Genomic DNA, 24,857 nt, shown 5'->3' on the forward strand with positions numbered 1-24,857 from the left:
ACCCGACCGACCCGACCGACCTACGACCTCAGGATTTCCGTGAACCCGACTCCGACCGTGCCCGCGTCCGGCGCCGCGCCACCCACCGCGGCCGCCACCCGCATCTGCGGCCTGCCGCCCACTTCACCGCACGTGACACCTGGCTCAACGACCCCAACGGGCTGCTCCACCACGCCGGCGTCTACCACCTGTTCTTCCAGAACAACCGCGAGGGACAGGTCTGGGGCCCCATGTCGTGGGGTCACGCCACCTCCACCGACCTCGTCACATGGTCCGAGCACGCGGTCGCGATCCCCAACACGGCCGAGGAGAACGTGTTCTCGGGCAGTGCCGTGGTCGACGTGCACAACACCGCCGGGTTCGCCGGGCCCGGGCAGACCGCACTGGTCGCCATCTACACCAGCGCCTATACGAGCGCGTCGAGTCGTCCGGGAATCCAGGCGCAGTCCCTGGCGTACAGCCTCGACGATGGCCACTCGTGGACCCGCTACGCGAACAATCCCGTGCTGGACACCGGCTCGTCGGACTTCCGCGACCCGAAGGTCTTCTGGCACGGCGGGGACGATGGGCGCTGGGTGATGGCCGCGGTGCAGGCCGTGGATCGCCAGGTCGTCATCTACAGCTCGCCGAACCTGCTCGACTGGACCCGGGAGTCCACCTTCGGGCCTGCCCACGCGGTGGGTGGCATCTGGGAGTGCCCCGATCTGTTCCCCCTCGCCGCACCCGACACCGGGGGGACGAAATGGGTCCTCGTGGTCAGTCTCAACCCGGGCGCCATCGCCGGTGGGTCGGGCACCCAGTACTTCATCGGTGACTTCGACGGCTCCACCTTCACCCCCGACCGCCTCTCCCGCTCCACGGAGCCGGCCGACTACGACTGGCTCGACTACGGGCGTGACTACTACGCGGCGGTCACGTTCAACGACGCCCCGGACGGTCGTCGGCTGATGATCGGATGGGCGAGCAACTGGGACTACGCCAACGACACACCCACGCACCCGTGGCGGTCCGGGATGTCCCTCGTCCGCGAGCTGCGACTGGTCCGGTGCTCGGACGGGCGCCTCCGCGTCGCGCAGCAGCCCGTGCTCCCGCACAGTCCGTCTGCGGTGCGCGTCTTCGATCTCGAGATCCCCTCGTCACCCGGGCACCGGACCGACGTCGTCCTCGGCTCGGGCGATCCGCTCAGCGGCACGGTCACCATCGCCGTCGACGGCGACGAGCGCACCATCACGTGCGACCGGACCCGGAGCGGCGCAGTCGACTTCCATCCCGCCTTCCCCTCCGTCGACGCCGCCCCGCTCATCGATGGCGACGGGGCCACCACCCATCTGAAGATCGTCGTCGACGCCAGCATCCTGGAGGTGTACGTCGACGGGGGTCTCGTCACCGTGACGCAACAGGTGTTCCCCCATCAGCCGCTGACCACACTGCACCTGGAGCCGTCACCCGCCCGGTGACCGTCGACCCGTGACACGACGCCACGCCACGGCCCCGCGACCGGTCGGCCGACGAGCGATCACACCGCACGCCGACCGGCGAAGCGCACCGGAGACACGACTCCGCGAAACCCGATCTGGACAGGAGCACCATGCCGTCGCCGCACCCGACCGGTGAACATCTCGTCATCGGCGAGGTCGTCGCTGACATCGTTCAGCCGCTCTCCGGCCCGCCGGCCACCCATCCCGGCGGAAGCCCCGCGAATGTCGCCCTCGGCCTGGCCCGACTGGGCAACGACGTGACGTTGCTCACCCAGATCGGCGAGGACGACCACGGAGACCTCATCCGTGCTCACCTCGCCGGAGCCGCGGTGAAGGTGCTCACCGTGCCGGCTCCCGGGCCAGACGGTGCCGCCACGCCGTCGGCTGTGGCCCATCTCGACCACACCGGCGCCGCGACATACACGTTCGACATCACGTGGACGTTGCCCCCGACGGATCTGCCTCGCACGCCTCTGCACGTCCACACCGGGTCCATCGCAGCGCTGATGGCCCCCGGCGCTGACTCCGTCCAGGCCCTGGTCGGGCAGATGCGCAGGCGGTCGAGCATCAGCTTCGATCCCAACATCCGACGCGCGCTGCTGCCCGACCACGAGGATGCCGTCACCCGGGTCGACCAGCTGGTGGCGTTGAGCGACGTGGTCAAGGCCAGCGACGAGGACATCGCGTTCCTCTACCCCGGGGCGGACCCGGTGCAGATCGCGCAGGACTGGCTGCATCGAGGGCCCGCGGTCGTCGTGGTGACGCGCGGGAGCGAAGGGTCTGTGTGCGCGACCCGCGCTGGTGTCGTGCAGATCGAGCCGACCGTCGTCCCCGTGGCGGACACCGTCGGCGCGGGTGACGCCTTCATGTCCGCCCTCATCGACGGGCTCGGTCGCAGCCGACTGCTGGGGGTCGAGCAGCGTGCGGAGCTGTCGAGGATCAGCACCCAGGGCATGCAGGACGTGGCGCGTCGAGCGTCCCGCGCGGCCGCCACCACCGTCTCCCGCCCGGGCGCCGCGCCACCCGACCTCCACGAGCTCGACGAGCTCGACGAGCTCGACGAGCTCGACGACTAGGACCAGCAGCACGCGGGATGGTGGGAGGCCGACGAACGCCTTCGCGTCCGCTCGGTCCTGGTCGCCCACCAGCTGGTGCCCGCCGAGCTCGAGCTACTCGAGACCGCCGCGCGCCCGGCCGATCCACGCCGCGCGCGCGATGCACCGTCGTCCGATGCCGCGTCCCGTGCTGGCGGAGGCGGTCGTCCGGCCAGGTGGACGCGCGCGATGCGGACGTCGATCCCGGTGCCCGTGCCGGCCGACGTCGGGTCGGACTGCTCCGTGCGGACCAGGCGCGCCTTGGGCTGCCGGTTGAACAGGGTCGGGTCGACGGCGAACGCGGCCTTGAGCCGGCGGTCGAGCATCGACTCGATGCTCAGACCCACCGCCGCGACCGCCGTGAACGCACCCACGGTTGCCACCGAACCGTCCGGTCGTCACGGTGCCGTCACCAGACACCCCGATCGGCGCCGAGCCTCCACCGGACCCGGGGTGCTTCAGAACGCTCGACGTGACCGGCACTACGCTCGCGGTATGGACGACGACTTCTGTCGTGACGTGTCCGAGCTGTCCCTCGATGACCTCGCCGTGGCCGGAGGCAAGGGCGCCAATCTGGGAGAGCTCGTCCGTGCGGGGTTCGACGTCCCAGGCGGGTTCGTCGTCACCACCGCTGCCTACCGGCTCGCGCACCACGACACGCGTGAGTCGTCGGTGGCGGTGCGCGTGCCCACCCGGGTGGCGCACGCCGTAGCGAGGGCTTACGACCGGTTGGGCGCCGGGCCGGTCGCGGTCCGGTCGAGCGCCACGGCGGAAGACCTGCCCGGCGCCGCGTTCGCGGGCCAGCAGGACACCTTCCTCGACGTGCTCGGAACTGACGACGTGGTCGCCGCGGTCGGCCGGTGCTGGGCGTCGCTGTGGACCGAGCGCGCCGTCTCGTACCGGAACCGACTGGGGATCGATTCAGCTCGCCTGGCGATGGCGGTCGTCGTCCAGCGGCTCGTCGCCGCCGACCACGCGGGGGTGATGTTCACCGCGGACCCGGTCACGGGCGACCGGACGCGGATCGTCATCGACTCCAACCCCGGCCTGGGTGAAGCCGTCGTCTCGGGCCTGGTCACTCCCCAGCACACGGTCCTCGACATCCACGCCCGCATCGTCGAGCGGCGTGCAGGTCGACAAGAGGTCGTGCTCGTCCCCCAGGGCGACGGCTCAGGGCCTCGAGCCGTCCCCGGTGGGTCGCTGCCCGGCCTGCCGGACAGCGACCTCACCCGTCTGGCGGAGGTGGGTCGGCGGGCCACCGCTCACTTCGGCCGGCCGCAGGACATCGAGTGGGCCATCCAGGGCGCGCACCTGTGGGTGCTCCAGGCTCGGCCGATGACGGCCTTGCCTCCACCGCCGATCCGCCTCACCACGCTCCAGCGCCGGATCGGGCCGGTCATCCTCGAACTCCTGCCGCGACGACCGTTGCCGATGGAGCTGACCGCGTGGATCCGGCCCACGATCGCCAGGCACCTCGAGCTCATGCTCGCGGGCATGGTGGGTGTGGTGCTGCGGTTCGACACGGTTCTGCCTGCCGACGACGACGTCGTCCGGGCCTTCGTGCCTCCCCGGCCGAGGCCCACCTGGGCGACCCCGTCCAGCTCTGGCGGTCCGTCCGAGTGCCCCGGCAGATGCGACTCGACGACTGGCGTACCGACCCCCGGTACGGCCACTTCCGCGACGAGGTCCGCACGCTGGAGGCAGCCGACCCGGTCGAGCTCGCGTGGAGCGAACTGGTCAGCCTGCCGGCACGAGCGGCCCGGCCGGTGGACCTGGTGACAGGGCTGCGCATCGACCACCTGCCGGCCGCCGCGCTGGCACTGGCCCGCCTCCGGGTTCTCCTCGCTGTGCTGGGGGCAGGCGCGCTCTTCGCCGACCTGATCCTTGACGCACCGACGAGGACCAAGGCAGCGAACCTGGCACTCGACGCGCTCGCCGACCTGGTGCGGCACGATCCGCGGCTCACCGACGCAATGAACGCTGCAGCCCCCGAGGAGCTCCCGGCCTTCGTCGCCACCGCTGACGCCGCGGTCGAGCTGCGCGAGCGGCTGCACGAGTTCATGAGCACGTTCGGGCACCGCGAGACCGCGAGCATCCTGCTGGTACGCGAGCCGAGCTGGGTGGACGACCCCGCCACGGTGCTCGCGCTGGTGCGGGTGCTGCTGGACCGCGACGAGCCTGGCGAGCGCGGCGCAGCGGGCACCCGCAGCGCGGTCGCGCTCCACGAGCTGACCCGGCATCCCCTGGTGCGGCTGACCCGCTCGCAGGCGCTGGTCACGCGGTTGGTCTACCGCGCCGCGGCCGGGGTGGCCTTCCGTGAGGACACCCACTTCGAGCTCACCCGGGTCATGCCGTCGGTCCGACGCGCGATCGACGAGGCGGGCCACCGGCTCCGAGAGGCGAGCGTGCTGGACGACGCGGCGGACGTGTGGATGCTCGCCCTGGACGAGCTGGTCGCGGTCGATGACCCGGTCGCCGACCGCGGCGTCCATGCTGACCTGCGCACCACCGCCCGGCGGAGAAGGTCGGCTTACGCCGAGCTTGCGTCCAGCCCGCTCATCGCCACGGCGACGCTCTACCGAACCGCCCCCGCTCGGCTGGTGCACCGGTCAACGGGGTCGGAGGGGGCGGCGGATGGGCCATCGGCCCGGTCCGCGTGGTCCACGGGCCCGACGAGTTCTCCACGGTGCGGCGTGGAGACGTCCTGGTCTGCGCCGCGACCAACCCGTCCTGGACCCCCTTGTTCCAGCGCGTGGCCGCCGTCGTCGTCGACCATGGCGGCCTCGCCTCGCACGCCGCGATCGTGGCGCGCGAGTACGGCATCCCGGCGGTCATGGGCACAGGCGACGGCACGAGCGTGCTGCGCACCGGTCAGCTCGTCCGCGTCGACGGCGACGCCGGCGTCGTGCACCCGGAGAACGAGACGGCCGCCACACCACCGGCCCCTCGCGGGCCGACGAGGAGCAGCGCTCGGGGACGCGCTCCCCGAGGCCGCGGTACCGCACGGGGTCTGTCCTGAGGATCGCCTGAGACCGCGCGACAGCGAGCCGGTCGAGGGCCCGGCGCGCACGCTCAGGCGGGTGCCACAGCGCGTCGAAGTCGGCACGCTGCCGGCTTCGTGCGGGTAGCGGATGTGCGGACGTCGTCGGTCGACCACTCGATCGAGTCGACTCGTGAGGTGCCGATGGCCCCGACGACTCACCTCGGCACACCCCCGACGTGGCCACTGGCCGGACCTCTGGGTGGAGCTGAAGGGACTCGAAACCCTGACCACGGCCGGTTCGGGCCAGCATCGGCGCGGACGGCGCGGTATCGGTTCCGGGAACACTGTGGGAGTTTCCGGTGAGCTGGTGGAAAGCGCTGAAGGATGAGCCCGCGTACTCCGGGAGGTTCGTCGGCCCCCGATGTCTCGCGGCTGACGGTCAGCGGTGGCCCAGGACTCGTCGCCTGCCGGCTCGCAGCCGTATGACTTCTGTCAGGTGCAGGTTCTGACGGCGCTCACTACTCGGGGTAGTCCGCTGTCGCCACAGTGAGGTCATCACATTCTCGACAGAGGAGATGACCGTGACCGACGTCGTGAGGATCCGCGGACTGGATCACCGCTACGGGACGACGCACGCGCTGCGCGGCGTCGACCTCACCGTCGCTGCCGGCGAGTGCGTCGCACTGCTCGGGCCCAACGGCGCGGGCAAGACGACGCTCGTCAGCGCGCTGACGGGCACGCTGGCGCCGACCGCCGGTGCGGTGCGGATCGACGGCGCCGACCCTCGCCTGCCGGCCACGCGCCGCCGCCTGGGCGTCGTGCACCAGCACGCCGGATTCCCGCGGACGTTGAGCGTCCGCGAGCTGGTCGGAGGATGGGCGGTCCGCGCCGGCCGACCCGCATCCGACGCCGACGCCGTCCTGACCGAGGTCGGCCTGCAGAAGCTGACCAGGCGCCGGGTCACCGAGCTGTCCGGCGGCCAGCAACAGCGTCTGCAGCTCGCGATGGCGCTCGTCGTGGATCCCACCCTGCTCGTCCTGGACGAGCCGACCGTCGGGCTCGACATCGAGGCCCGCCGTCGCTTCTGGACCACGCTGGCTGCACGCAGGGATCGGGGCACCGCCGTCCTGCTCACCACCCACCAGATCGAGGAGGCAGCCGGAGTCGCCGATCGCGTCGTCGTGCTGCACGAGGGGGCTGTGATCGCCAGCGGTCGCCCGGCCGACCTCACGGCACAGCTGCCCGACCGTGCCGTCTCGGCACGGACGGTCTTGCGAGAGGACGAGCTCGGCTCGCTGCCCGGCGTGCTCGACGTCGCGGTCGTCGACGGCCGGATGCGCGCGATCAGCGGCCGCGCCGAGGCCACCGTCCGGGCCCTGCTCGCCGCCGACCCGGCGGTCACCGACCTGCGCGTGGAGGGCGCCACGCTCGAGCAGGCCATCGTCGCCATGACCACGCAGCAACTCCAGGAGGTAGTCGCATGACCGCTTCAGTGCTCGCCGTCGAGATCCGCGACGAGCTGTACGCCATCGTCCGCGAGCCGATCGCGGTGTTCTTCTCCATCGCGATGCCGGTCGGCATGTTCGCGGTGTTCGCCACGCTGTTCGGGACGGGGGGCGACGGGCCGGTGTCCGGCGCGACGCTCATGCTCGCGACGTTTGGCGCCTTCGGCGTCATCTCCGTCGCCCTGACGCCGGGGATCGGCATCGCGGAGGACCGTGAGCGGGGCTGGCTGCGGATCAAGCGGGTCTCGCCGGTCCCCGTGCGCACGACTCTGGCTGCCAAGGTCGCCGCCAGCCTTCCCGTCGCGTTCGGTGTCTACGCCGCGATGAGCCTGACCGCCGTCGCGATGGGCGTGTTCGACACCGACCTCGGCACGTGGCTGCAGGTCGCCGGGCTGCTGCTGCTCGGTTCGCTGCCGTTCGCGCTGCTGAGCATGGCCGTCGGGTTCGTCGCCCGTGGACGCGCGGCACCGGCCGTCATCAACGCGGTGTTCCTCCCGATGGCGATCGCCGGCGGGCTGTGGATGCCGCTGGACGTCCTCCCGGCGTTCGTGCAGGACGTCGCGGTGTGGCTGCCGACCTACCACACGTCCCAGCTCGGCCTGGGGCTGCTGCTCGGTGAGCCGATCGTCGACAACGTCGCAGCGCTGCTCGCCGCCACCGGGGTGACGGCAGCGCTGGCAGCCGGCGCGTACCGTTCGATGCGGGCGTGAGTGGAGGCAGGTGTGAGGCAGGTGACCACCGAGCAGCCGCGGACCACGGCGTCGGCCGACCACACCGGTCGGCTGCCCGCCGGTGGTCTGCGCCGCGGTGTCAACCGGTGGTGGTACGTCATGTTCCTCGGCACGCTGACGTTCGAGCCGATGCTGCAGGTCGTCGGCGCCGGCACCGGGGCCACGACCGGCTCGCAGGCCGCCGACTGGCTCGCGATCATCGCGCTGATCGCCATCGGCGTGGCCCTGGTGGTGGTGGGGGAGCTGGGGACGGACCGCACGAAGGCGGTCGTCGCGGTGATCTTCGCCCTGCTGGGCGTCGCGACGGTCGGGTTCGTCTCCACCGGGACCGTCTTCGTCGTCTACTCCGCGGCGTTCGCCGCGGGATCGTCGTCCCCTCGGGCCGCACGCCGGTCGTTCGTCGCGCTGAGCGTGCTGCTGGTCGTCCTCGCGGCGCTGTCCCCGATGGAGATGCCGTTCCGGCTCGGGGCGTTCGCGGTCCCGGTCGTGCTCGTGTGGCTGATCGGCACCTCGGTGCTGACCGAGGCCGAGAACCTGCGCGAATCGGCTCGGCTGCGGGTCGACAACGTCCGGATCGAGCGGCTGGCCACCCTCGGCGAGCGGGAGCGGATCGCCCGTGACCTGCACGACCTGCTCGGCCACACGCTCACCGGCATCGTCGTGCGTGCCCAGCTGATCCGGAAGGTCGCACCGTCGGACCCGGCGCGCGCCGCCGCCGAGGCCGCCCACGTCGAGCAGCTCGCCCGCGACGCGCTGACCGAGGTCCGCGCAGCGGTCAGCGGGTGGCGCCACCACGCGCTGGACACCGAGATCGACATCGCCCGCGACGTGCTCACCGCGGCCGGCGTCCAGCTGCGTGTCCACACCGACACCACGGTCTCGATGTCGCCCGCGGTCGAGGCCGCGGTCGCGCTGGCCGTGCGGGAGGCCGTCACGAACGTCGTGCGTCACGCCGACGCGCGCTCGTGCAGTGTCGAGGTCGTCACGGCCGGCGACGACGTGCGCCTGACGGTCGCCGACGACGGACGCGGTACCGGCGCACCCGACGGGTCCGGGTTGTCCGGCATGCGCGAGCGCATCACCGCGCTCGGTGGTCACGTCGACCGACGCATGGACGGCGGCACGACGCTCATCGTCGCGGTGCCGGTGCGGGGCCTGGCCCCACGACCTGGACCAGCCAAGCGGTAGGCGCGACATGACGATCCGCACCGTGCTCGCCGAGGACCAGGGGATGGTGCTCGGGGCATTCGCGGCCCTGCTCGCCCTCGAACCCGACATCGAGGTCGTGGCGACGGCGGCCGACGGCGACGAGGCGCTCGCGGCGGTGCTGCGCGCGCGCCCGGACGTGCTGCTCACCGACATCGAGATGCCGGGTCGCAGCGGGCTCGACGTGGCCGCCGAGCTCGCACGGCGGGGCGCGCGGACCCGCGTCGTCATCGTCACGACGTTCGCGCGCAGCGGCTACCTGCGCCGCGCGCTCGAGGTCGGCGTGGCCGGCTACGTGCTCAAGGACGCCCCGATCGAGCAGCTCGCCGACACGCTGCGGCGGGTGCACAGCGGCCAGCGGGTGATCTCACCCGAGCTCGCCGTGGCGGCCTGGGACGCCGAGGACCCGCTCACCGACCGCGAACGAGACGTGCTGCGCAACGCCGCCGACGGCAGCCCGAACGCCGAGATCGCCGCCCGCCTGCACCTCGCCGAGGGGACGGTGCGCAACTACCTGTCCTCGGCGATTGCCAAGCTGGGCGCCCGCAACCGCGCCGAAGCGGCAGCGACGGCCCGTCGACGCGGGTGGCTCTGAGCGGCTCCGGTCAGCCGGTGTGGTGTGCGAGCCGAACGTCATCACCGGCACCCGCCGGCGTCGGCCGCAGGTCGTTCCCCGAGGTCAGGACCACTCCGGTCGGTCAGGGATGACACCGATACCCGCCGCGGACACTCCAGTGGTGGGTGGCCGACGCGAGCCCCACCTGGACTCACGCGGATCCACGTCGGATGGACCCGCGGTCGTCGAGCCCTGCGCACCTTCGCCACGTCCCCAGTGCGCCCGGAGCTCCGCTCGTCGATGTCAGGCCACGGTCGTCGACCTGGCTGAAGAACGCGATGGTGAACCGCAGGGTCCGGCCGGGGCCAGGGACAGCACGTCGAGGACGTGAGAGGCGCAAGGCAGTGGTCTGGGTGGTGTCCACGCCCTGCGCGACGGCGACGCGTGCAGTGAACGATCAGAGGCCATCTCGGGCTCCTTGGGCAAGGACTCCGGGATGGCCTCTGATCAGTACCGATGGTGGAGCTGAGGGGACTCGAACCCCTGACCCCCTGCATGCCATGCAGGTGCGCTACCAGCTGCGCCACAGCCCCGTTCACGCCTTGCGGCGCCCGTGAAGTCTAGGTCACGACCGGACGGGAAAGCGAATCCACCCGGACGTGGCGCCTGTCACGCCTCGGCGGGCGCCCCGACCTCGGGCGCGAACGCAGGGACGGCGTCGAGCGCCGTGCCGGCGTTCCACTGCTCGATGGAGGTCGACGGCCCCAGGTCGTGGCCGAACAGCCGCCACCCCGGCTCGACCCCGGGCGGGTTGCGGCGCAGCTCGGTCCAGTGCGCGTTCGTCAGGCCGGCGATCCCCCGCCACAGCGGGTCCAGGCCGAGCAGGGCCGTCACCGCGAGTGTGATCGCCGCCCCGTGCGAGACGACGACGAGGGTCTGCGAGGACTCGAGCCGAGCGGCGTGCTCCGTCACGGCCTCGACCATGCGGCCGGCCACGTCGGCACGGGTCTCGGCGTCGACCCCGACGGGCTCTCCCCGGTGCGCCACGCCGCGTACTGCTCGGGCCACCCGGCGGAGATCTCCTCGCCGGTCAGGCCCTCCCAGCGCCCGAACCCGCGCTCCCGCAGGCGCGCGTCCACGACCGGACGGTGACCCGTGCGGTCACCGAGGTGCGCGGCGGTGGACCGGGCCCGTCCGAGGTCCGACGTCACGATCGCGTCGACCGTCACCGTGTCGGCCAGCGCGGCGGCGGCGGCGGCGGCCTGTCGGTGCCCGACGTCGTCGAGCGCGATGTCGACCTGACCCTGCAGGCGCAGGGCGACGTTGTGCGGCGTCCGGCCGTGCCGCCACAGCAGGACGGTGCCGGCGGTCACTCGGCGCGCTCCGTCTCGGTGCGCTCCGTCCCGCCGTCGCCGCCGCGGGCGTCCGCGGGGAGGTCGATGACGGGGCAGTCCTTCCACAGCCGCTCGAGGGCGTAGTAGACGCGGTCCTCGGCGTGCTGGACGTGAACGACGATGTCGCCGAAGTCGAGCAGGACCCAGCGGCCCTCGCTCTTGCCCTCGCGGCGGATCGCCTTGACGCCCGTACGGTGCAGCGCCTCCTCGACGGCGTCGACGATGGCCGAGACCTGCCGCTCGTTGGTCCCCGACGCGATGAGGAACACGTCGGTGAGGACGAGCTGCTCGCTCACGTCGAGGGCGATGATCTCGTCGGCCTTGAGGTCGGACGCCGCGCGGGCTGCGGCGATCGCGAGCTCCACGGCACGGTCGGTGGCGGTCACAGTTCTCCTTGGTGTGCGGCCGGGGGCTCCGGCAGCGAGGGGATGGTGGACCACGCGGCGCTGGTCGCGCCCGCGTCGTCCGCGCCGGTGGTGAGGGTCCAGACGAGGAAGCCGAAGCCGGCAGCGACGAGCGCGATCGCGACGTAGTGCCGGAGGGTGTAGTGCTGCGGTGCGTCGTCGGCGTCGGCGTCGGCGTCGACGTCGGCGTGAGCGTCGGCGTGGTCGTCGAGGGGCGCGGCCGGGCCGGTGACCTCGGCGCCACCGACGGCGGTGGAGCCGGCGGACGGCGCCGGCGCGGTCAGCCGGCGCTCGCGCTCCCGCAGCTCGCGCCGCGACACCGGCCGCGGCTGGGCGGAGGGGCCGGCGGACGGGTCGGCGGCGAGCGCGTGGGCCGCCGGCGTGTCGTCGACCGGAGGGGCGGGCGAGTCGTCCGCCCCGGCGGGACGCGGGGCGGCCGCGTCGTCGTCGAGGGCGACGGGCGGCGCCCCGCCGGCGCCACCGGCAGCGGGCGTCTCGGTGCGCGCGAGCTCGCGGCGGCGTCGGCGCTCCCCCGATCCGTCACTCATCGTCATGATCCCGGTACAGCCCGTGCTTCGCGATGTACTGGACGACGCCGTCGGGCACGAGGTACCAGACGGGGTGCCCCGCGGCCGCGCGGACGCGGATGTCCGTCGACGAGATCGCCAGCGCGGGGACCTCGAGCTCGCTCACCCGGTCGGCCGGGAGACCGTCGAGCGACAGGTGATGACCGGGGCGCGTCACGGCGACGAACCGCGCCATCCGGAACACCTCGTCGGAGTCCTTCCAGCGCAGGATCTGCTCGATCGCGTCCGCACCGGTGATGAAGAACAGGTCGGCGTCCGGACGCGCCGCAGACAGCTCACGCAGCGTGTCCACGGTGTAGGTGACCCCGCCGCGGTCGATGTCGACCCGGCTGACCGTGAACCGCGGGTTCGAGGCCGTCGCGATGACGGTCATGAGGTAGCGGTCCTCGGGGGCGACACCCGCTGCTCCTGCTTGAACACGGGCATCGCGGTCGGCACGAACACGACCTCGTCGAGGTCGTAGCGTGCGGCGACCTCGCTGGCCGCGACGAGGTGCCCGTGGTGGACGGGGTCGAACGTGCCGCCCATGACTCCGATGCGGGGCCGTCGCTGCTCCATCGGCTCGTCGGCGACGCGGACGGTCAGTGGCGCGTCCCCACGCTGCGGAAGGCGTACGTCACCAGCAGGAGCGCCAGCAGCCCACCGAAGGCACCGAGCCCGAAGACGACCGGGTCGACGGGCAGCTCGTTCGCGTGCTCGTGGACCTCCGCGGAGAGCCTCAGGGCAGCGTTCACGTCATCCTCCTGGTGGTGTTCTTGCGCCCGCGAGCCACCCGCTCACGGACGGGCCCCAGTCTCGCACGTCGGCCGGGGCGTGGCCGCCCGTCCCGGCGGGGGCGCCGCTAGCCGCGGATGTGACCCGCACCCTGGACGACCCACTTCGTCGTCGTCAGCTCCGCCAGACCCATCGGGCCGCGGGCATGGAGCTTCTGGGTCGAGATGCCGATCTCGGCCCCGAGACCGAGCTGGCCGCCGTCGGTGAACCGGGTCGAGGCGTTGACCATGATCGCCGCGGAGTCGAGCTCGGCGACGAAGCGCTCGGACGACGCGAGGTCCCGCGTCACGATCGCCTCGGTGTGCCCGGACGTCCAGGTGCGGATGTGCTCGATGGCGGCGTCCAGGTCGTCCACCACGCCGACGGCGATCTCCAGCGCGAGGTACTCGCGCGCCCAGTCGTCGTCGGTCGCGGGCAGCACCTCGACGCCGTCGGGCGCGAGGGCGGCGGTGCGCTCGTCCCCGTGCAGGACGACGCCCGCCTCGGCCAGCGCGGCCAGCGCGGCCGGCAGGAACGCGGGGGCGGCGTCGGCGTGCACGAGCAGCGTCTCCGCGGCGTTGCACACCCCGGTGCGCTGGGTCTTGGAGTTGAGCAGGATCGGCAGCGCCATCGCGGGGTCGGCGGACGCGTCGACGTACACGTGGCAGTTGCCGGTGCCGGTCTCCACGACCGGGACGGTCGACTCGCGGACGACGGTCTGGATGAGGTCGGCCCCGCCGCGCGGCACGAGCAGGTCGACCAGGCCGCGGGCGTGCATGAGCGCGATGGCGCCCTCGCGGCCGTGCGCGTCGATGGACTGGACGGCGTCGGCCGGCAGCCCCTGGGCGACGAGCGCACGCGACAGCACCGACACGATGACCTCGTTGGAGCGGGCCGCCGCGGAGCCGCCGCGCAGGATCACGGCGTTGCCGCTCTTGAGCGCGAGCCCGGCGGCGTCGACCGTGACGTTGGGCCTGGCCTCGTAGATCATCCCGACGACGCCCATGGGGACCCGGACCTGCCGCAGCCGCAGGCCGTTGGGCAGCGTCGATCCGCGCACGACCTCGCCGACCGGGTCGGGCAGGGCGGCGAGCTCGCGCAGCGCGTCGGCGATGGTGACGATCCGCTCGGGCGTCAGCGTGAGCCGGTCGAGCAGCCCGTCGGACGTGCCGCTCTCCCGGCCGCGGCGCACGTCGTCGGCGTTGGCGGTGACGATCTCGTCGGTCGCGGCGACGAGCGCGTCCGCGAGGGCGAGGACGGCGGCGTCCTTGGTGGCCCGGGTGGCGGTGGCGAGCGCCCGGGCGGCGACCTTCGCCCGGCGCGCGGTGTCCAGGACGGCGTCGCGCACGGCGTCCGACGGTGCGGTCCCCGGCCGGACCGCGGTGCCCGCCGCGGCGGCGTCGGCGGCGGTGACGTCCGCCCCGGGGACGGGCGCGTTCGAGGCTGGGGTGAGCGTCGTCATGCCCTCAGGGTAGTCCGGCCCGGTCATCCTCCGCGGTGCCCCGCCCCCTACGGGCCACCCACCCGGCCCGGCTCGAGCGCGACGTCCCCGCCCGTTCGAGCCGGGACGTCAGAATCCAGAACGTCGCACTCGGCGGGGTTCGCCGGTCGAGTGTGACGTTGTGAACCGTTCAGAGGCCGAATGGGGTGCGGAACGTCGCACTCGGCGGGAGGGCGGGCCCGCAACGGTGCGGAACGTCGCACTCGACGGGAGCGTGCGCGCGCCGGATCAGCAGCCACGGCGGCCACGGCGGCCACGGCGGCCACGGCGAGTACGGCAGTTAGCGGCGGGGGCGGCGGACCAGGATCAGGTCGTCGCGGTGCACGACCTCACGGTCGTACCCCGGCCCCAGCTCGGCGCGCAGCGCGGGGGTCGTGCGACCGAGCAGCTCGGGCAGCTCACCGGAGGCGTACGACACCAGCCCGCGGGCGACCGTGCGCCCGTCCAGCCCGACGAGGTCGACCGGGTCACCGGCCTCGAAGTCCCCCTCGACGCGGACGACGCCCGCCGGGAGCAGCGAGGCCAGGCCACCGCTGACCGCACGGACGGCGCCGTCGTCGAGCACGAGGCGGCCCTGGGTGCGGGCCGCGTAGGCGAGCCACAGCAGGCGGGTCGAACGTCGCCGGCCGGTGGCGGCGAACCAGGTGCCGACCTCGCGGCCGGCGAGGGCGTCGGCGGCCTGCGCGGCCGAGGTGAGCACGACGGGGATGCCCGACGCCGTCGCGATCGCCACCGAGTCGAGCTTGGTGAGCATCCCGCCGGTGCCGACGGCGCTGCCGCGGCCGGTGACCTCGATGCCCTCGAGGTCGGCGGGGCCGGTCACCTCGGCGATGCGGCGGGTCCCGGGTCGCGACGGCGGACCGTCGTAGAGCGCGTCCACGTCCGTCAGCAGCACCATCGCGTCGGCGCGCACCAGGTGGGAGACGAGAGCCGCCAGCCGGTCGTTGTCGCCGAACCGGATCTCGTCGGTCGCGACGGTGTCGTTCTCGTTGACGACCGGGACGACGCCCAGGTCGAGCAGCCGGGTCAGGGCTCGCTCGGCGTTGCGGTAGTGTCCGCGCCGGATGGTGTCCTCCGCGGTGAGCAGCACCTGGCCGACCCGCAGGCCGTGCCGCGCGAACGCCTCGGTGTAGTGCGCGACGAGCAGCCCCTGCCCGACCGACGCCGCCGCCTGCGCGGTCGCCAGGTCGCGCGGGCGGGCGGTGAGGCCGAGCGGCCCGAGCGCGGCGGCGATCGCCCCGGACGACACGAGGACGACCTGACCGCCGGCCGCGCGTCGCGCGGCGAGGACGTCCGCGAGGGACCACAGCGCGAGCGGGTCGAGGCGCCCGTCGGGACCGGTCAGCGAGGACGACCCGACCTTGACGACGACGCGCCGGGCGTCGGGCAGGCCGGCCCGGCCGGTCACCTGCGGTGCTGCGCTCACGGCCCGCATCCTCTCCTGGCGGCGACCTCGGACGCCGCGGGTTCCGCCGGCTGGACGCGGGCGCGGCGCCGGTCCGGGGTGCGGCCGTGAACCGGGCCCCGGCGCCCGCGCCCGGACGTCGACCTCAGCGGGTCGCGTCCTCGCCCGGGCGGGCGTCGTCGTCGGTCCACAGGCCGGCCTCGCGCTCGGTCCACAGCTCCTGACGCGCCTCGGTCTTGGCGTCCATGCGGTCCTTGTACTCACGTCGCTTGTCCGCACGGGTCGGCCGAGAGGCGTCCTCGAGGCGCAGGTCGGTGCCGCGCGGCCCGCCGAGCAGCTCCGAGCCGGTCATCAGCGTGGGCTCCCAGTCGAAGACGACGGCGTTGTCCCCGTCGCCGATGACCACCTCGGCGCCCGCGACGGCGCCCGCCTTGAACAGCGCGTCCTCGACGCCGATCCGGGCGAGCCGGTCGGCGAGGTAGCCGACGGCCTCGTCGTTGGAGAACTGGGTCTGGCGGACCCAGCGCTCGGGCTTGGCGCCGCGGATCTGGAAGTACACGTGGCCGCCGTCCTCGCGACGGGTCACGGTGAACCCGGCCTCGTCGACGGCGCGCGGGCGCAGGACGGTGCGGGTCGGCTCCGGCGCGGGTGCCTCACGGCGTGACTGCTCGACGAGCTCGGCGAGCGCGTACGTCAGCGGGCGCAGTCCCTCGTGGCTGACCGCGGAGATCTCGAAGACGCGCAGGCCGCGGGCCTCGAGGTCCGGCTTGACCAGGTCGGCGAGCTCACGCGCCTCGGGGACGTCGATCTTGTTGAGCACGACCATGCGCAGCCGCTCCGACAGCGGGACGCGCCCGCCCTCGATGCCGAGGTCACCGCCGTACTCCGCGAGCTCGTGCTCGATGACGTCCAGGTCGCTCAGCGGGTCGCGTCCGGGCTCGAGGGTCGCGCAGTCGAGGACGTGCACCAGCACGGCGCAGCGCTCGATGTGCCGCAGGAACTCCAGGCCCAGGCCCTTGCCCTCGCTCGCGCCGGGGATGAGCCCGGGGACGTCGGCGACGGTGAACCGGGCGTCGCCGGCCTGCACGACGCCGAGGTTGGGGACGAGGGTGGTGAACGGGTAGTCCGCGATCTTGGGGCGGGCGGCGGACATGGCCGCGACGAGGCTGGACTTGCCGGCGCTCGGGTACCCGATGAGGGCGACGTCGGCGATCGTCTTGAGCTCGAGGACGACGTCCTGCGACCAGCCGGGCTCGCCCAGCAGCGCGAAGCCCGGCGCCTTGCGGCGCTGCGAGGCGAGCGCGTGGTTGCCCAGGCCGCCCTGCCCGCCGGCGGCGACGACGTAGCGCGCGCCCGCGCCGACGAGGTCGGCGAGGACCTCCCCGGACGGCGACTTCACGACGGTGCCGTCGGGGACCCCGAGGACGAGGTCCTCCCCGTCGAGCCCTGGCGGTAGTCCCCCATGCCCTGCGTGCCGGACGGCGCGTGGCGGTGCGGCGAGTGGTGGAACTGCAGGAGCGTGGTGACCTGCGGGTCCACCTCGATGATGACGCTGCCGCCGTTGCCGCCGTTGCCGCCGTCGGGGCCGGCGAGGGGCTTGAACTTCTCCCGGCGGATGGACGCGCACCCGTGGCCGCCGTCACCGCCGGTGGCGTGCAGCACGACCCGGTCGACGAATGTCGCCACGGCTACTCCTCCTGTCCTCCACGGGGCGACGGCCGGACGGCGACGGGGCGCGACTGCGCCCCCGCGTGCCCGGGTCCCCCGGTCCTGCGGCCGGGCCGGCGACCTGCCGACCCGACGACGAAGGGGCGCACCGCACCGGTGCGCCCCTTCGTGTCACTGCTGTGCGTCGCGACTACGCCTGGACGATGTCGATGACCTTGCGGCCACGGCGCGTGCCGAACTGGACCGCGCCCGGGGTCAGCGCGAACAGGGTGTCGTCCCCGCCACGGCCGACGTTGAGGCCGGGGTGGAAGTGGGTGCCACGCTGGCGGACGATGATCTCGCCGGCGCTGACGACCTGGCCACCGAAGCGCTTGACGCCCAGTCGCTGCGCGTTGGAGTCGCGGCCGTTGCGAGAGGAGCTTGCGCCCTTCTTGTGTGCCATGTCGAACCTGCTTTCGTGCTACGTGCGGACGGAGGGGGACCCTGCGGACCAGTGCCGCGGGGAAGGCTTAGGAGATGCCGGTGACCCGCAGGCGGGTCAGCTGCTGACGGTGACCCTTGCGCACGCGGTAGCCCGTCTTGTTCTTGTACTTGAGGATGTCGATCTTCGGGCCCTTCTCGTCCCGCACGACCTCCGCGCTGACGGTGACCTTGGCGAGCGCCTCGGCGTCGTGGGTCACCGTCTCCCCGTCCACGAGCAGGAGGGCGGGCAGCGTGACGGTGGCGCCGGCCTTCTCGGCCCGACGGTCGACGACGACGACGTCGCCGACGGCGACCTTCTCCTGGCGGCCGCCAGCCTTCACAATCGCGTACACCACGTTGCTGCTCATCTCTGCTCGGGTCACTGCTTCGTCTGCGGCGTGCTGGGCGGCTCACCGGTTCGGCGGCGCGGGCACGCAGGATCAGCGCGCGCGATGCGCACCGCATTCAAGAGTACGGACTGGCTCCGCACCGGTCAAATGACGACCGGGTCACGCGGGGCCCTGCCGCCCCCGGGCACCGGACGGCGCCGAGGGCGGCAGGAACCGGGTCAGCGACCGGCGCCGGCGTCCTCAGGAGCCGGCTCCGGGGCGGCGTCCGACGTGCCGTCCGGCGTGCCGTCCTGCTCGTCCGGCGTGCCATTTTGCTCGTCCGGCGCGAGGTCGAACACCTCGGGGGCGACCGGGACGAGGGCGAGCCCGTCGTCCTCGTCCGCCGCGACCTCGCCGGTATCGGCGGGGTCGGCCGGACCGCCGGCCGCGTCCTCGACGCGCTCCGCGACCTGGTCCTCGGCGCCGGCCGGGTCCTCGACGGGCTCCGCAACCTGCCCCTCGGCGGGGGCAGAGGGGGCCGCGGGGGTGGTGTCCGCGGCCGGGGGCAGGGCCTGCAGCGCGGCGAGCGCCTCGGTCACCGCGGCGGTCGCGGCAGCCCGCTCCTCCGCCGTGGGGGCCACCGAGGGCTTGCCGTCGCCGTCGCGTCCCGCGGCGTGCTCGTCGTGCTCGTGGGCGTGCGCGGCGGCCGCGGCGATCGTGGCGAGCGTGGCCTTGACGGCCTCGCGCGCCTCCGGGAGCACGGGGACCATCGGCAGCCCGCTCGGGACGGCCGGACCCTGCTCCTTGGCGGCGCCCCGCTTGCCTCGGGCCCGCTTCGGCGCGTCGCCACCCACGGGCGGCTGCGGCGTCTGGGTCTGCGCGGGCTGCGCCTGCCCCGGCGCACGCTCGATCGGGTTGCTGTGGACGATGAAGCCGCGACCGTTGCAGTGCTCGCAGGTCTCGCTGAACGCCTCGACCAGGCCCTGACCCACCCGCTTGCGCGTCATCTGCACGAGCCCGAGCGACGTGACCTCGGCGACCTGGTGCTTCGTCCGGTCGCGCCCCAGGCACTCCACGAGACGGCGCAGCACGAGGTCCCGGTTGAGCTCGAGCACCATGTCGATGAAGTCGATGACGATGATGCCGCCGATGTCCCGCAGGCGGAGCTGCCGGACGATCTCCTCGGCGGCCTCGAGATTGTTGCGGGTCACCGTCTCCTCGAGCGTTCCGCCCGAGCCGGTGAACTTGCCGGTGTTGACGTCGACGACGGTCATCGCCTCGGTCCGGTCGATGACGAGCGACCCACCCGACGGCAGCCAGACCTTGCGGTCCATGCCCTTGGCGAGCTGCTCGTCGACACGGTGCGCCGAGAAGACGTCGCCCTCGGCGGTCCACCGGCTCACCTTCTGGGCGAGGTCGGGCGCGAGCGCACCGATGTACCCGGAGATGGTCTGCCACGCCTCGTCGCCCTGGACGACGAGCGAGCCGAAGTCGTCGTTGAAGATGTCGCGGACGACACGGATCGCGAGGTCGGGCTCGCCCTGGAGCAGGGCCGGGGCGACGCCGTCCTCGCCTTCTTCTCGATCGCGGTCCACTGCTCCTGGAGCCGGGCGATGTCGGCGCGCAGCTCCTCCTCGCTCGCCCCCTCGGCCGCGGTGCGCACGATGACGCCGGCGGTGTCCGGGACGATCTCGCGGAGCAGCTTCTTCAGCCGCGCCCGCTCGTTGTCCGGGAGCTTGCGGGAGATGCCGGTCATGCCGCCGCCGGGCACGTACACGAGGTAGCGGCCGGCCAGCGTGACCTGCGAGGTGAGACGGGCGCCCTTGTGCCCGATCGGGTCCTTCGTGACCTGCACGAGCACCGAGTCGCCGGACTTCAGCGCCTGCTCGATCCGGCGCGGCTGCCCCTCCATCCCGGCGGCGTCCCAGTTGACCTCACCGGCGTACAGCACCGCGTTGCGGCCCTTGCCGACGTCGATGAACGCGGCCTCCATGGACGGCAGCACGTTCTGGACGCGGCCCAGGTACACGTTGCCGGCCATCGACGCCTGCGCCTGGTTGGAGACGTAGTGCTCGACGAGGACGCCGTCCTCGAGCACGGCGATCTGCGTGCGGCCGTCGGCCTCGCGCACGACCATGGTCCGGTCCACCGACTCGCGGCGGGCCAGGAACTCCGACTCGGTGATGATCTGGCGGCGGCGTCCGGCGTCGCGGCCCTCGCGGCGGCGCTGGCGCTTGGCCTCGAGGCGGGTCGAGCCGCGCAGCGCGGTGACCTCGTCGGACGGCGCCCGCGCGGCCCGGGGCGCGCGGGCCGGAGCGGCCTCGGGCTCGGCCTCGGCGGCGTCGCCACCGCGACCGCCCCGGCGACGGCGCCGACGACGGCGGCTCGAGCCGGTGCCCTCCTCGCCGTCACCCTCGCCCGATGCGGAGTCCTGCTCGTCGGTCCCGTCGGACGCGTCGTCGGCACCCTCGGCGCCGGTCGCGTCCTCGGTGTCGTCCTCGGTGTCGTCCTCGTCGTCGGACGGACGCCGACCGTCCGCGTCGCCGCCCGAGCGGCTGCGGCGTCCGCGGCCACCACGACGGCGGCGCCGGCGGGGGCCGTCGTCCTGGGGACCCTCGCCGTCGGAGTCGGAGTCGGACTCGGAGTCGTCGTCGTCGGTCCGGTCGGTCGCGTCGGTGTCGGCCTGGTCGGCGCCGGCCCCGCGGGGCTCGCCGACCGTCTCGCCCGTCGCGTCGGGTGCGGACACCTCGTCGTCGGCGTCCGTGGTGTCGTCAGCCGCCGGCTCGGGCGCGGCAGCCCCGGCCGATCGCGAGCCGCGGCGGCGCCCCCGCGTCGGGACGGCGCAGCCTCGGCGGGTGCGGACTCGGCGGTCTCCTCGGCGGCGGGCGCGGTCGGTGCGGACTGCTCGGGGTTGACCGCAGCGGCATCCGACGCGGCGTCCTCGACCGGTGCGGGCGCGGCCGTGGTGCGGGTCGCGCGGCGCCCGCGGCGACGCGGCTCGGCCGCACCCTGGGACGCGGGCGGCTCGGCCGCGTCGGCGGCGCGGCTCGGCGTGGCGTCGGGGGCAGCGGCGTCGGAGGGGGCCTCGTCCTCCGGCCCGGACACGGTCTGCGGGACGATGAACTGCGGCGGGCCCGCCTGCGCGACGACGCGGCGCCGCTTGGGCCGCGTGGTCGCGGTGGGGTCCGGCGCCTGGAAGAGCAGCGCGGTGGTCGCGAGCTTCGTGCCGGTGGCCGCCTCGGGCGACTCGACGGTCCCCTCGGTCTCCTCCTCGGCCTCCGTGGCGTCGGTGGAGTCCGTGGAGTCCGCCGAATCGGCGGCGTCGGTGCGCGGGCCCTCCGTCGGTGCGGGGGCGGCCGCGGCACGGTCGGCCCCGAAGGCGGCGAGCACGTCCAGCACGGGCGCCGACGGTGCCTCGGCCGGTGCGTCGGTCACGACGCCGGGCTCGGCGTCGGCCGCGGGCGCGGTCTCGGCCGGCTGCGCGGCGACGGGCTTCTTGGCCCGGCTGCGGGTCGCGCGCTTGGCCGGTGCCTTCGCGGGGGCGGCCTCCTCGGTCGCGGCGGACTCCCCGTGGCGGCGGCCGTCGACGCAGGGGCGTCGGACGTCGGGGCGACGTCGGCGGCGGCCGTGCTGGTGTCGGTGGGCGCGGCGGCACGGGCGGTGGTCGCACGGCGGGCGCGGGTCCGCTTCGGGGCGGCAGGGGCGTCCTCGCCCGCCGGGGTTGCGGGGGCGCCGTCCCCCGCGGGGGCGCCGACGGTCGAGCCGGCCGACGCGGCGGCGGGCTCGGCCGCGACCGGTCCGCCCGGCGCGGTCTCGGTCGGCGCGGTGCCGGTCGGCGAGCTCGTCGCCGACGGGGTGCTCGTGCTCTCGGTGCTGCTGTCGGGCGCCGCGGGGGCGGCGGCCTTCCGGGTCGCGCGGCGGCGGACGGGCTTGCTCGGGGCAGCCGGCTCGACCGGGGTGTTGCTGGTGTCGGACGTCACGGGTGGTACTCCTGTGTGCCCGTCGGCTCCGTCCACACCACGGCGCCTTCGGGCGGTCGGTCGTCGCTCGCGTCGTGGGACGCGGCGACGGAAGTCGTCGGCCGATGCAGGCCACAGGGGCGGCGCCTGCGCTGCCAGATCGCCCTGGTGGGGCGGCGGCGCGCGGCGGCCGCGGATGCGGCGAGCCATCGACAAGCACGGTCTGGTCGGGTGGGCGGTGTGGACGCCCTCGAGCCGTCGTCAGTATCGCACAGGGGCCTGAGGGGTGATCCGCGACACGCTCACCAGCGGCCGTTGCGCGGCCGGGGCTGACACACCGGGCACGTGAAGGCCGACCGGTTCATGAACTCGTCGCGCCGGACGGGCGTGCCGCACCGCGGGCACGGACGACCCGCCTGGCCGTAGACGGCGAGGGACCGGTCGAAGTACCCGGACGCGCCGTTGACGTTGACGTAGAGCGCGTCGAAGCTCGTCCCGCCCGCAGCGAGGGCCTGCGCCATGACCTCCGCGGCGGCGTCGAGCACGCGGGTCACCTCGGCGCGGCGCAGGGTGTCGGTCGGGCGGGCGTAGTGCAGGCGGGCACGCCACAGCGCCTCGTCGGCGTAGATGTTGCCGATCCCGGAGACGAGCGTCTGGTCGAGGAGCGCTCGCTTGATGCCCGTGCGCTTGCGGCGGACCGCCTCGACGAGCGCGGGCCGGTCCAGCGCGGGGTCGAGCAGGTCACGGGCGATGTGGACCGCCGGCTCCGGCACGGCGGCGACCGCCGAGCCCTGGCCGCCCGGGGCGGCGTCGGCGGTGGGGACGAGCGCGGTCACCGCCAGGTGGCCGAAGGTGCGCTGGTCCACGAAGTCGAGGTGGCCGCCGTCGTCGAGCGCCAGGCGCACCCGCAGGTGCGGGGCGACGACCGAGGGCTCCCCGCGTGCCGCACCAGGAGCTGCCCGCTCATGCCCAGGTGCGCGAGGAGTGCGGAGTCGGGGGCGTCGGCGGCATGGCGCCCGGTCGACCCGACGGGGTCGAGCAGCAGCCACAGGTACTTCCCGCGCCGGACCGCCGCGTCGAGGCGGCGTCCGGTGAGGGCCTCGACGAACGCCCCGGGGCCACCGGTCTGGCGACGCACGCTGTAGTCGCGCCGGACCTCGACGTGCTCGACGGCGCGTCCCAGGACATGGCGGGCGAGGCCGTCACGGACCGTCTCGACCTCCGGCAGCTCGGGCACGGCTCAGGGGGCCGGGAGGTCGCGCAGCGCGCGGTACGCGACGGTGGCGGCGACCTGCTCCGCGATCTTCTTCGACGTCCCGGTGCCCTCGCCGCGGACGTCGCCGCCCAGCAGCACCCGGGCGGTGAACGTGCGGGCGTGGTCGGGTCCGGAGCCCCGGACGTCGTACTCGGGCGCGCCGAGCCCGAGCGCGGCCGCGAGCTCCTGGAGCGACGTCTTCCAGTCCAGGCCGGCGCCGAGGTCGGCGGCTGCCTCCAGGGTCGGGCCGACGAGGCGCTCGACGAGCGCGCGCGCGGGCTCGAGGCCGTGGGCGAGGTAGACGGCGCCGAAGAGCGCCTCGAGGGTGTCGGACAGGATCGAGTCCTTGTCCGCTCCCCCGGTCGTGACCTCGCCCTTGCCGAGAAGCACGTAGTCACCGAGCCCCAGCACGCGTGCGGTGGCGGCGAGCGCGCGCTGGGACACCGTCGCGGCCCGCATCTTGGCGAGCTCGCCCTCGCTCACGTCCGGGTGACGGCGGTAGAGGGCCTCGGTCACGACCAGTCCGAGCACCGAGTCGCCGAGGAACTCCAGGCGCTCGTTGGTGGGGATCCCGCCCGCCTCGTGGGCGAACGATCGGTGGGTCAGCGCGAGCACGAGAAGCTCGGGATCCAGGTGGATCCCGAGCTTCTCGAGGAGCCCGTCGGCCGACGGCGCGGCCTTCATGACGGACCGGCGGACGTCAGTTGGCGTGCTCGGTGCGCACGGCCTCGGCGTACGTCCGGCCCTTGTAGGCCCCGCACGTCGGGCACGCGGTGTGCGGCATCGTCTGGCTCTTGCACTGCGGGCAGGTGGTGAGCGTCGTGGCAGTGGTCTTCCACTGCGACCGACGCGCACGGGTGTTGCTGCGCGACATCTTGCGCTTCGGAACAGCCACGGCTAGCTCTCTTTCGTCTCGTCGAACATGCCCTGGAGCCGGTTCAGCTCGGCCCAGCGGGGGTCAAGGATCTCATGCGAGTGGTCAGGGTCGTCCGCCAGTCGGGCCCCGCACTCCGAGCACAGGCCCGGGCAGTCGGGGTCGTCCAGCGGCTGGAACGGTAGCGCAGGCACGACGGTGTCGCGGACCGCGGGTTCGATGTCGAGGAGGTCGCCATCGAGCTCGCGGACCTCGTCCTCCTCCTCGTCGCCGGCGTCGGTCGCCGCCTTGACGCGCTCGGGGTAGGCGTACAGCTCCTGGATCGGGACGTCGATGTCCTCGACGACCTCCTCCAGACAGCGCACGCACTCCCCGATGGCCCGCCCGCGGACGTTCCCGCTGACGAGCACGCCCTCCATGACGGCCTCGAGCCGGAGATCCAGCTCGAGGTCGCTGCCGGTGGGGATGCCGATGACCTCGGTCCCGAGGTGCTCCGGAGCGGGCACCGTGACCTGCACGCGGCGCATCGAACCCGGGCGCCGGCCGAGCTCGTGCGTGTCCAGCACGAGCGGCGAGCGCGGGTCGAGGTGACGGGTGCTGTCCACGGTGGCGATCCAGTCGGGTCGGGGTCGGATCCGCCGGAACCGGCCGGACCAACGGACGATGCTACGCCATGGCGGCACGCGCCCGGGCACCAGGGCCGCGCCCGGCCG

22 protein-coding genes, 1 tRNA gene and 4 pseudogenes are annotated in these 24,857 nt (G+C 73.9%); 8 read left to right on the plus strand and 19 right to left on the minus strand.

Annotated features, from left to right (window positions below):
* Window positions 1-104: 104 nt before the first annotated feature.
* On the plus strand, window positions 105-1,457 hold the full coding sequence (locus REH70_RS12540; protein ID WP_310754274.1) for a glycoside hydrolase family 32 protein: 1,353 nt from the start codon (window positions 105-107) through the stop codon (window positions 1,455-1,457).
* Window positions 1,458-1,516: 59 nt separating this feature from the next.
* Here the strand turns inward: REH70_RS12540 and REH70_RS12545 are convergent, their stop codons facing one another.
* Window positions 1,517-1,771 (minus strand): hypothetical protein, encoded by a 255-nt coding sequence (locus REH70_RS12545; RefSeq protein WP_310754467.1) that lies wholly within the window; start codon window positions 1,769-1,771, stop codon window positions 1,517-1,519.
* Here REH70_RS12545 and REH70_RS12550 point away from each other — a divergent pair.
* Window positions 1,736-2,554 (plus strand): PfkB family carbohydrate kinase, encoded by an 819-nt coding sequence (locus REH70_RS12550; protein WP_396134747.1) that lies wholly within the window; start codon window positions 1,736-1,738, stop codon window positions 2,552-2,554. The two genes, REH70_RS12545 and REH70_RS12550, sit on opposite strands and share 36 nt — an antisense overlap.
* Here the strand turns inward: REH70_RS12550 and REH70_RS12555 are convergent.
* A complete protein-coding gene (locus tag REH70_RS12555; protein ID WP_310747616.1) occupies window positions 2,551-2,946 on the minus strand; it encodes a hypothetical protein in 396 nt (131 codons plus the stop codon). The two genes, REH70_RS12550 and REH70_RS12555, sit on opposite strands and share 4 nt — an antisense overlap.
* A gap of 121 nt (window positions 2,947-3,067) precedes the next feature.
* Here REH70_RS12555 and REH70_RS12560 point away from each other — a divergent pair, with 121 nt between their 5' ends.
* The 6 genes from REH70_RS12560 (at window position 3,068) to REH70_RS12585 (ending at window position 9,592) form a co-directional block, all read left to right on the plus strand.
* Window positions 3,068-4,351 (plus strand): PEP/pyruvate-binding domain-containing protein, encoded by a 1,284-nt coding sequence (locus tag REH70_RS12560; RefSeq protein ID WP_310747618.1) that lies wholly within the window; start codon window positions 3,068-3,070, stop codon window positions 4,349-4,351.
* 907 nt (window positions 4,352-5,258) lie between these two features.
* A complete protein-coding gene (locus REH70_RS12565) occupies window positions 5,259-5,591 on the plus strand; it encodes a PEP-utilizing enzyme (RefSeq protein ID WP_310754277.1) in 333 nt (110 codons plus the stop codon).
* Window positions 5,592-6,136: 545 nt separating this feature from the next.
* Window positions 6,137-7,039, plus strand: a complete 903-nt coding sequence (locus REH70_RS12570) for an ABC transporter ATP-binding protein (RefSeq protein WP_310747619.1) — start codon at window positions 6,137-6,139, stop codon at window positions 7,037-7,039.
* Entirely contained in the window at window positions 7,036-7,770 is a 735-nt protein-coding gene (locus REH70_RS12575) for an ABC transporter permease (protein ID WP_310747621.1), read from the plus strand. Before REH70_RS12570 ends, REH70_RS12575 begins: the two co-directional genes overlap by 4 nt.
* A gap of 21 nt (window positions 7,771-7,791) precedes the next feature.
* Complete coding sequence (locus REH70_RS12580) at window positions 7,792-8,979, plus strand: sensor histidine kinase (RefSeq protein ID WP_310747622.1); 1,188 nt, start codon at window positions 7,792-7,794, stop codon at window positions 8,977-8,979.
* 7 nt (window positions 8,980-8,986) lie between these two features.
* Window positions 8,987-9,592 (plus strand): response regulator transcription factor, encoded by a 606-nt coding sequence (locus REH70_RS12585; protein WP_310747624.1) that lies wholly within the window; start codon window positions 8,987-8,989, stop codon window positions 9,590-9,592.
* 478 nt (window positions 9,593-10,070) lie between these two features.
* On the opposite strand, the gene REH70_RS12590 is transcribed toward REH70_RS12585, so the two are convergent.
* From REH70_RS12590 to REH70_RS12670, 17 genes and pseudogenes are all read right to left on the minus strand, one after another.
* Window positions 10,071-10,146 (minus strand) — tRNA-Ala (locus REH70_RS12590).
* A gap of 76 nt (window positions 10,147-10,222) precedes the next feature.
* Window positions 10,223-11,013: pseudogene (locus REH70_RS12595) on the minus strand (histidine phosphatase family protein).
* Window positions 10,923-11,333, minus strand: a complete 411-nt coding sequence (gene rsfS / locus REH70_RS12600; protein ID WP_310747626.1) for a ribosome silencing factor — start codon at window positions 11,331-11,333, stop codon at window positions 10,923-10,925. The pseudogene REH70_RS12595 and the gene rsfS overlap by 91 nt, the downstream one beginning before the upstream one ends.
* Window positions 11,330-11,899 carry a hypothetical protein gene (locus REH70_RS12605; RefSeq protein ID WP_310747628.1) on the minus strand — a complete coding sequence of 190 codons (570 nt, stop codon included), beginning with the start codon at window positions 11,897-11,899 and terminating at the stop codon, window positions 11,330-11,332. Before REH70_RS12605 ends, rsfS begins: the two co-directional genes overlap by 4 nt.
* Window positions 11,892-12,496, minus strand: a pseudogene (gene nadD, locus REH70_RS12610) (nicotinate-nucleotide adenylyltransferase). The gene REH70_RS12605 and the pseudogene nadD overlap by 8 nt, the downstream one beginning before the upstream one ends.
* A 23-nt stretch (window positions 12,497-12,519) precedes the next feature.
* On the minus strand, window positions 12,520-12,672 hold the full coding sequence (locus REH70_RS12615) for a hypothetical protein (RefSeq protein WP_310747629.1): 153 nt from the start codon (window positions 12,670-12,672) through the stop codon (window positions 12,520-12,522).
* Window positions 12,673-12,779: 107 nt separating this feature from the next.
* Entirely contained in the window at window positions 12,780-14,153 is a 1,374-nt protein-coding gene (locus REH70_RS12620; RefSeq protein ID WP_310747630.1) for a glutamate-5-semialdehyde dehydrogenase, read from the minus strand.
* A gap of 319 nt (window positions 14,154-14,472) precedes the next feature.
* Window positions 14,473-15,627 carry a glutamate 5-kinase gene (gene proB, locus REH70_RS12625; RefSeq protein ID WP_310747631.1) on the minus strand — a complete coding sequence of 385 codons (1,155 nt, stop codon included), beginning with the start codon at window positions 15,625-15,627 and terminating at the stop codon, window positions 14,473-14,475.
* A 115-nt stretch (window positions 15,628-15,742) separates the two neighbouring features.
* Window positions 15,743-17,283: pseudogene (gene obgE / locus REH70_RS12630) on the minus strand (GTPase ObgE).
* A 172-nt stretch (window positions 17,284-17,455) separates the two neighbouring features.
* Window positions 17,456-17,707 (minus strand): 50S ribosomal protein L27, encoded by a 252-nt coding sequence (rpmA, locus tag REH70_RS12635; RefSeq protein WP_310747633.1) that lies wholly within the window; start codon window positions 17,705-17,707, stop codon window positions 17,456-17,458.
* Between the two features lie 67 nt (window positions 17,708-17,774).
* Window positions 17,775-18,083 (minus strand): 50S ribosomal protein L21, encoded by a 309-nt coding sequence (gene rplU / locus REH70_RS12640; RefSeq protein ID WP_310754279.1) that lies wholly within the window; start codon window positions 18,081-18,083, stop codon window positions 17,775-17,777.
* A 212-nt stretch (window positions 18,084-18,295) separates the two neighbouring features.
* Window positions 18,296-19,561 (minus strand): ribonuclease E/G, encoded by a 1,266-nt coding sequence (locus REH70_RS12645; protein ID WP_396134748.1) that lies wholly within the window; start codon window positions 19,559-19,561, stop codon window positions 18,296-18,298.
* The gene (locus REH70_RS20710; RefSeq protein ID WP_396134525.1) at window positions 19,456-20,802 is read right to left on the minus strand and encodes a ribonuclease E/G; all 1,347 of its coding nucleotides are present in this window, start codon (window positions 20,800-20,802) and stop codon (window positions 19,456-19,458) included. Before REH70_RS20710 ends, REH70_RS12645 begins: the two co-directional genes overlap by 106 nt.
* Window positions 20,803-22,317: 1,515 nt before the next feature.
* Window positions 22,318-23,252, minus strand: a pseudogene (mutM, locus tag REH70_RS12655) (bifunctional DNA-formamidopyrimidine glycosylase/DNA-(apurinic or apyrimidinic site) lyase).
* 3 nt (window positions 23,253-23,255) lie between these two features.
* On the minus strand, window positions 23,256-23,954 hold the full coding sequence (rnc, locus tag REH70_RS12660) for a ribonuclease III (protein WP_310747637.1): 699 nt from the start codon (window positions 23,952-23,954) through the stop codon (window positions 23,256-23,258).
* A 16-nt stretch (window positions 23,955-23,970) separates the two neighbouring features.
* The gene (rpmF, locus tag REH70_RS12665) at window positions 23,971-24,165 is read right to left on the minus strand and encodes a 50S ribosomal protein L32 (protein ID WP_310747638.1); all 195 of its coding nucleotides are present in this window, start codon (window positions 24,163-24,165) and stop codon (window positions 23,971-23,973) included.
* Between the two features lie 2 nt (window positions 24,166-24,167).
* Window positions 24,168-24,710 carry a YceD family protein gene (locus tag REH70_RS12670; protein WP_396134749.1) on the minus strand — a complete coding sequence of 181 codons (543 nt, stop codon included), beginning with the start codon at window positions 24,708-24,710 and terminating at the stop codon, window positions 24,168-24,170.
* Window positions 24,711-24,857 lie beyond the last annotated feature (147 nt).

The sequence above is a fragment of the Cellulomonas sp. ATA003 genome (assembly GCF_031582905.1).
Taxonomy (GTDB): Bacteria; Actinomycetota; Actinomycetes; order Actinomycetales; family Cellulomonadaceae; genus Pengzhenrongella.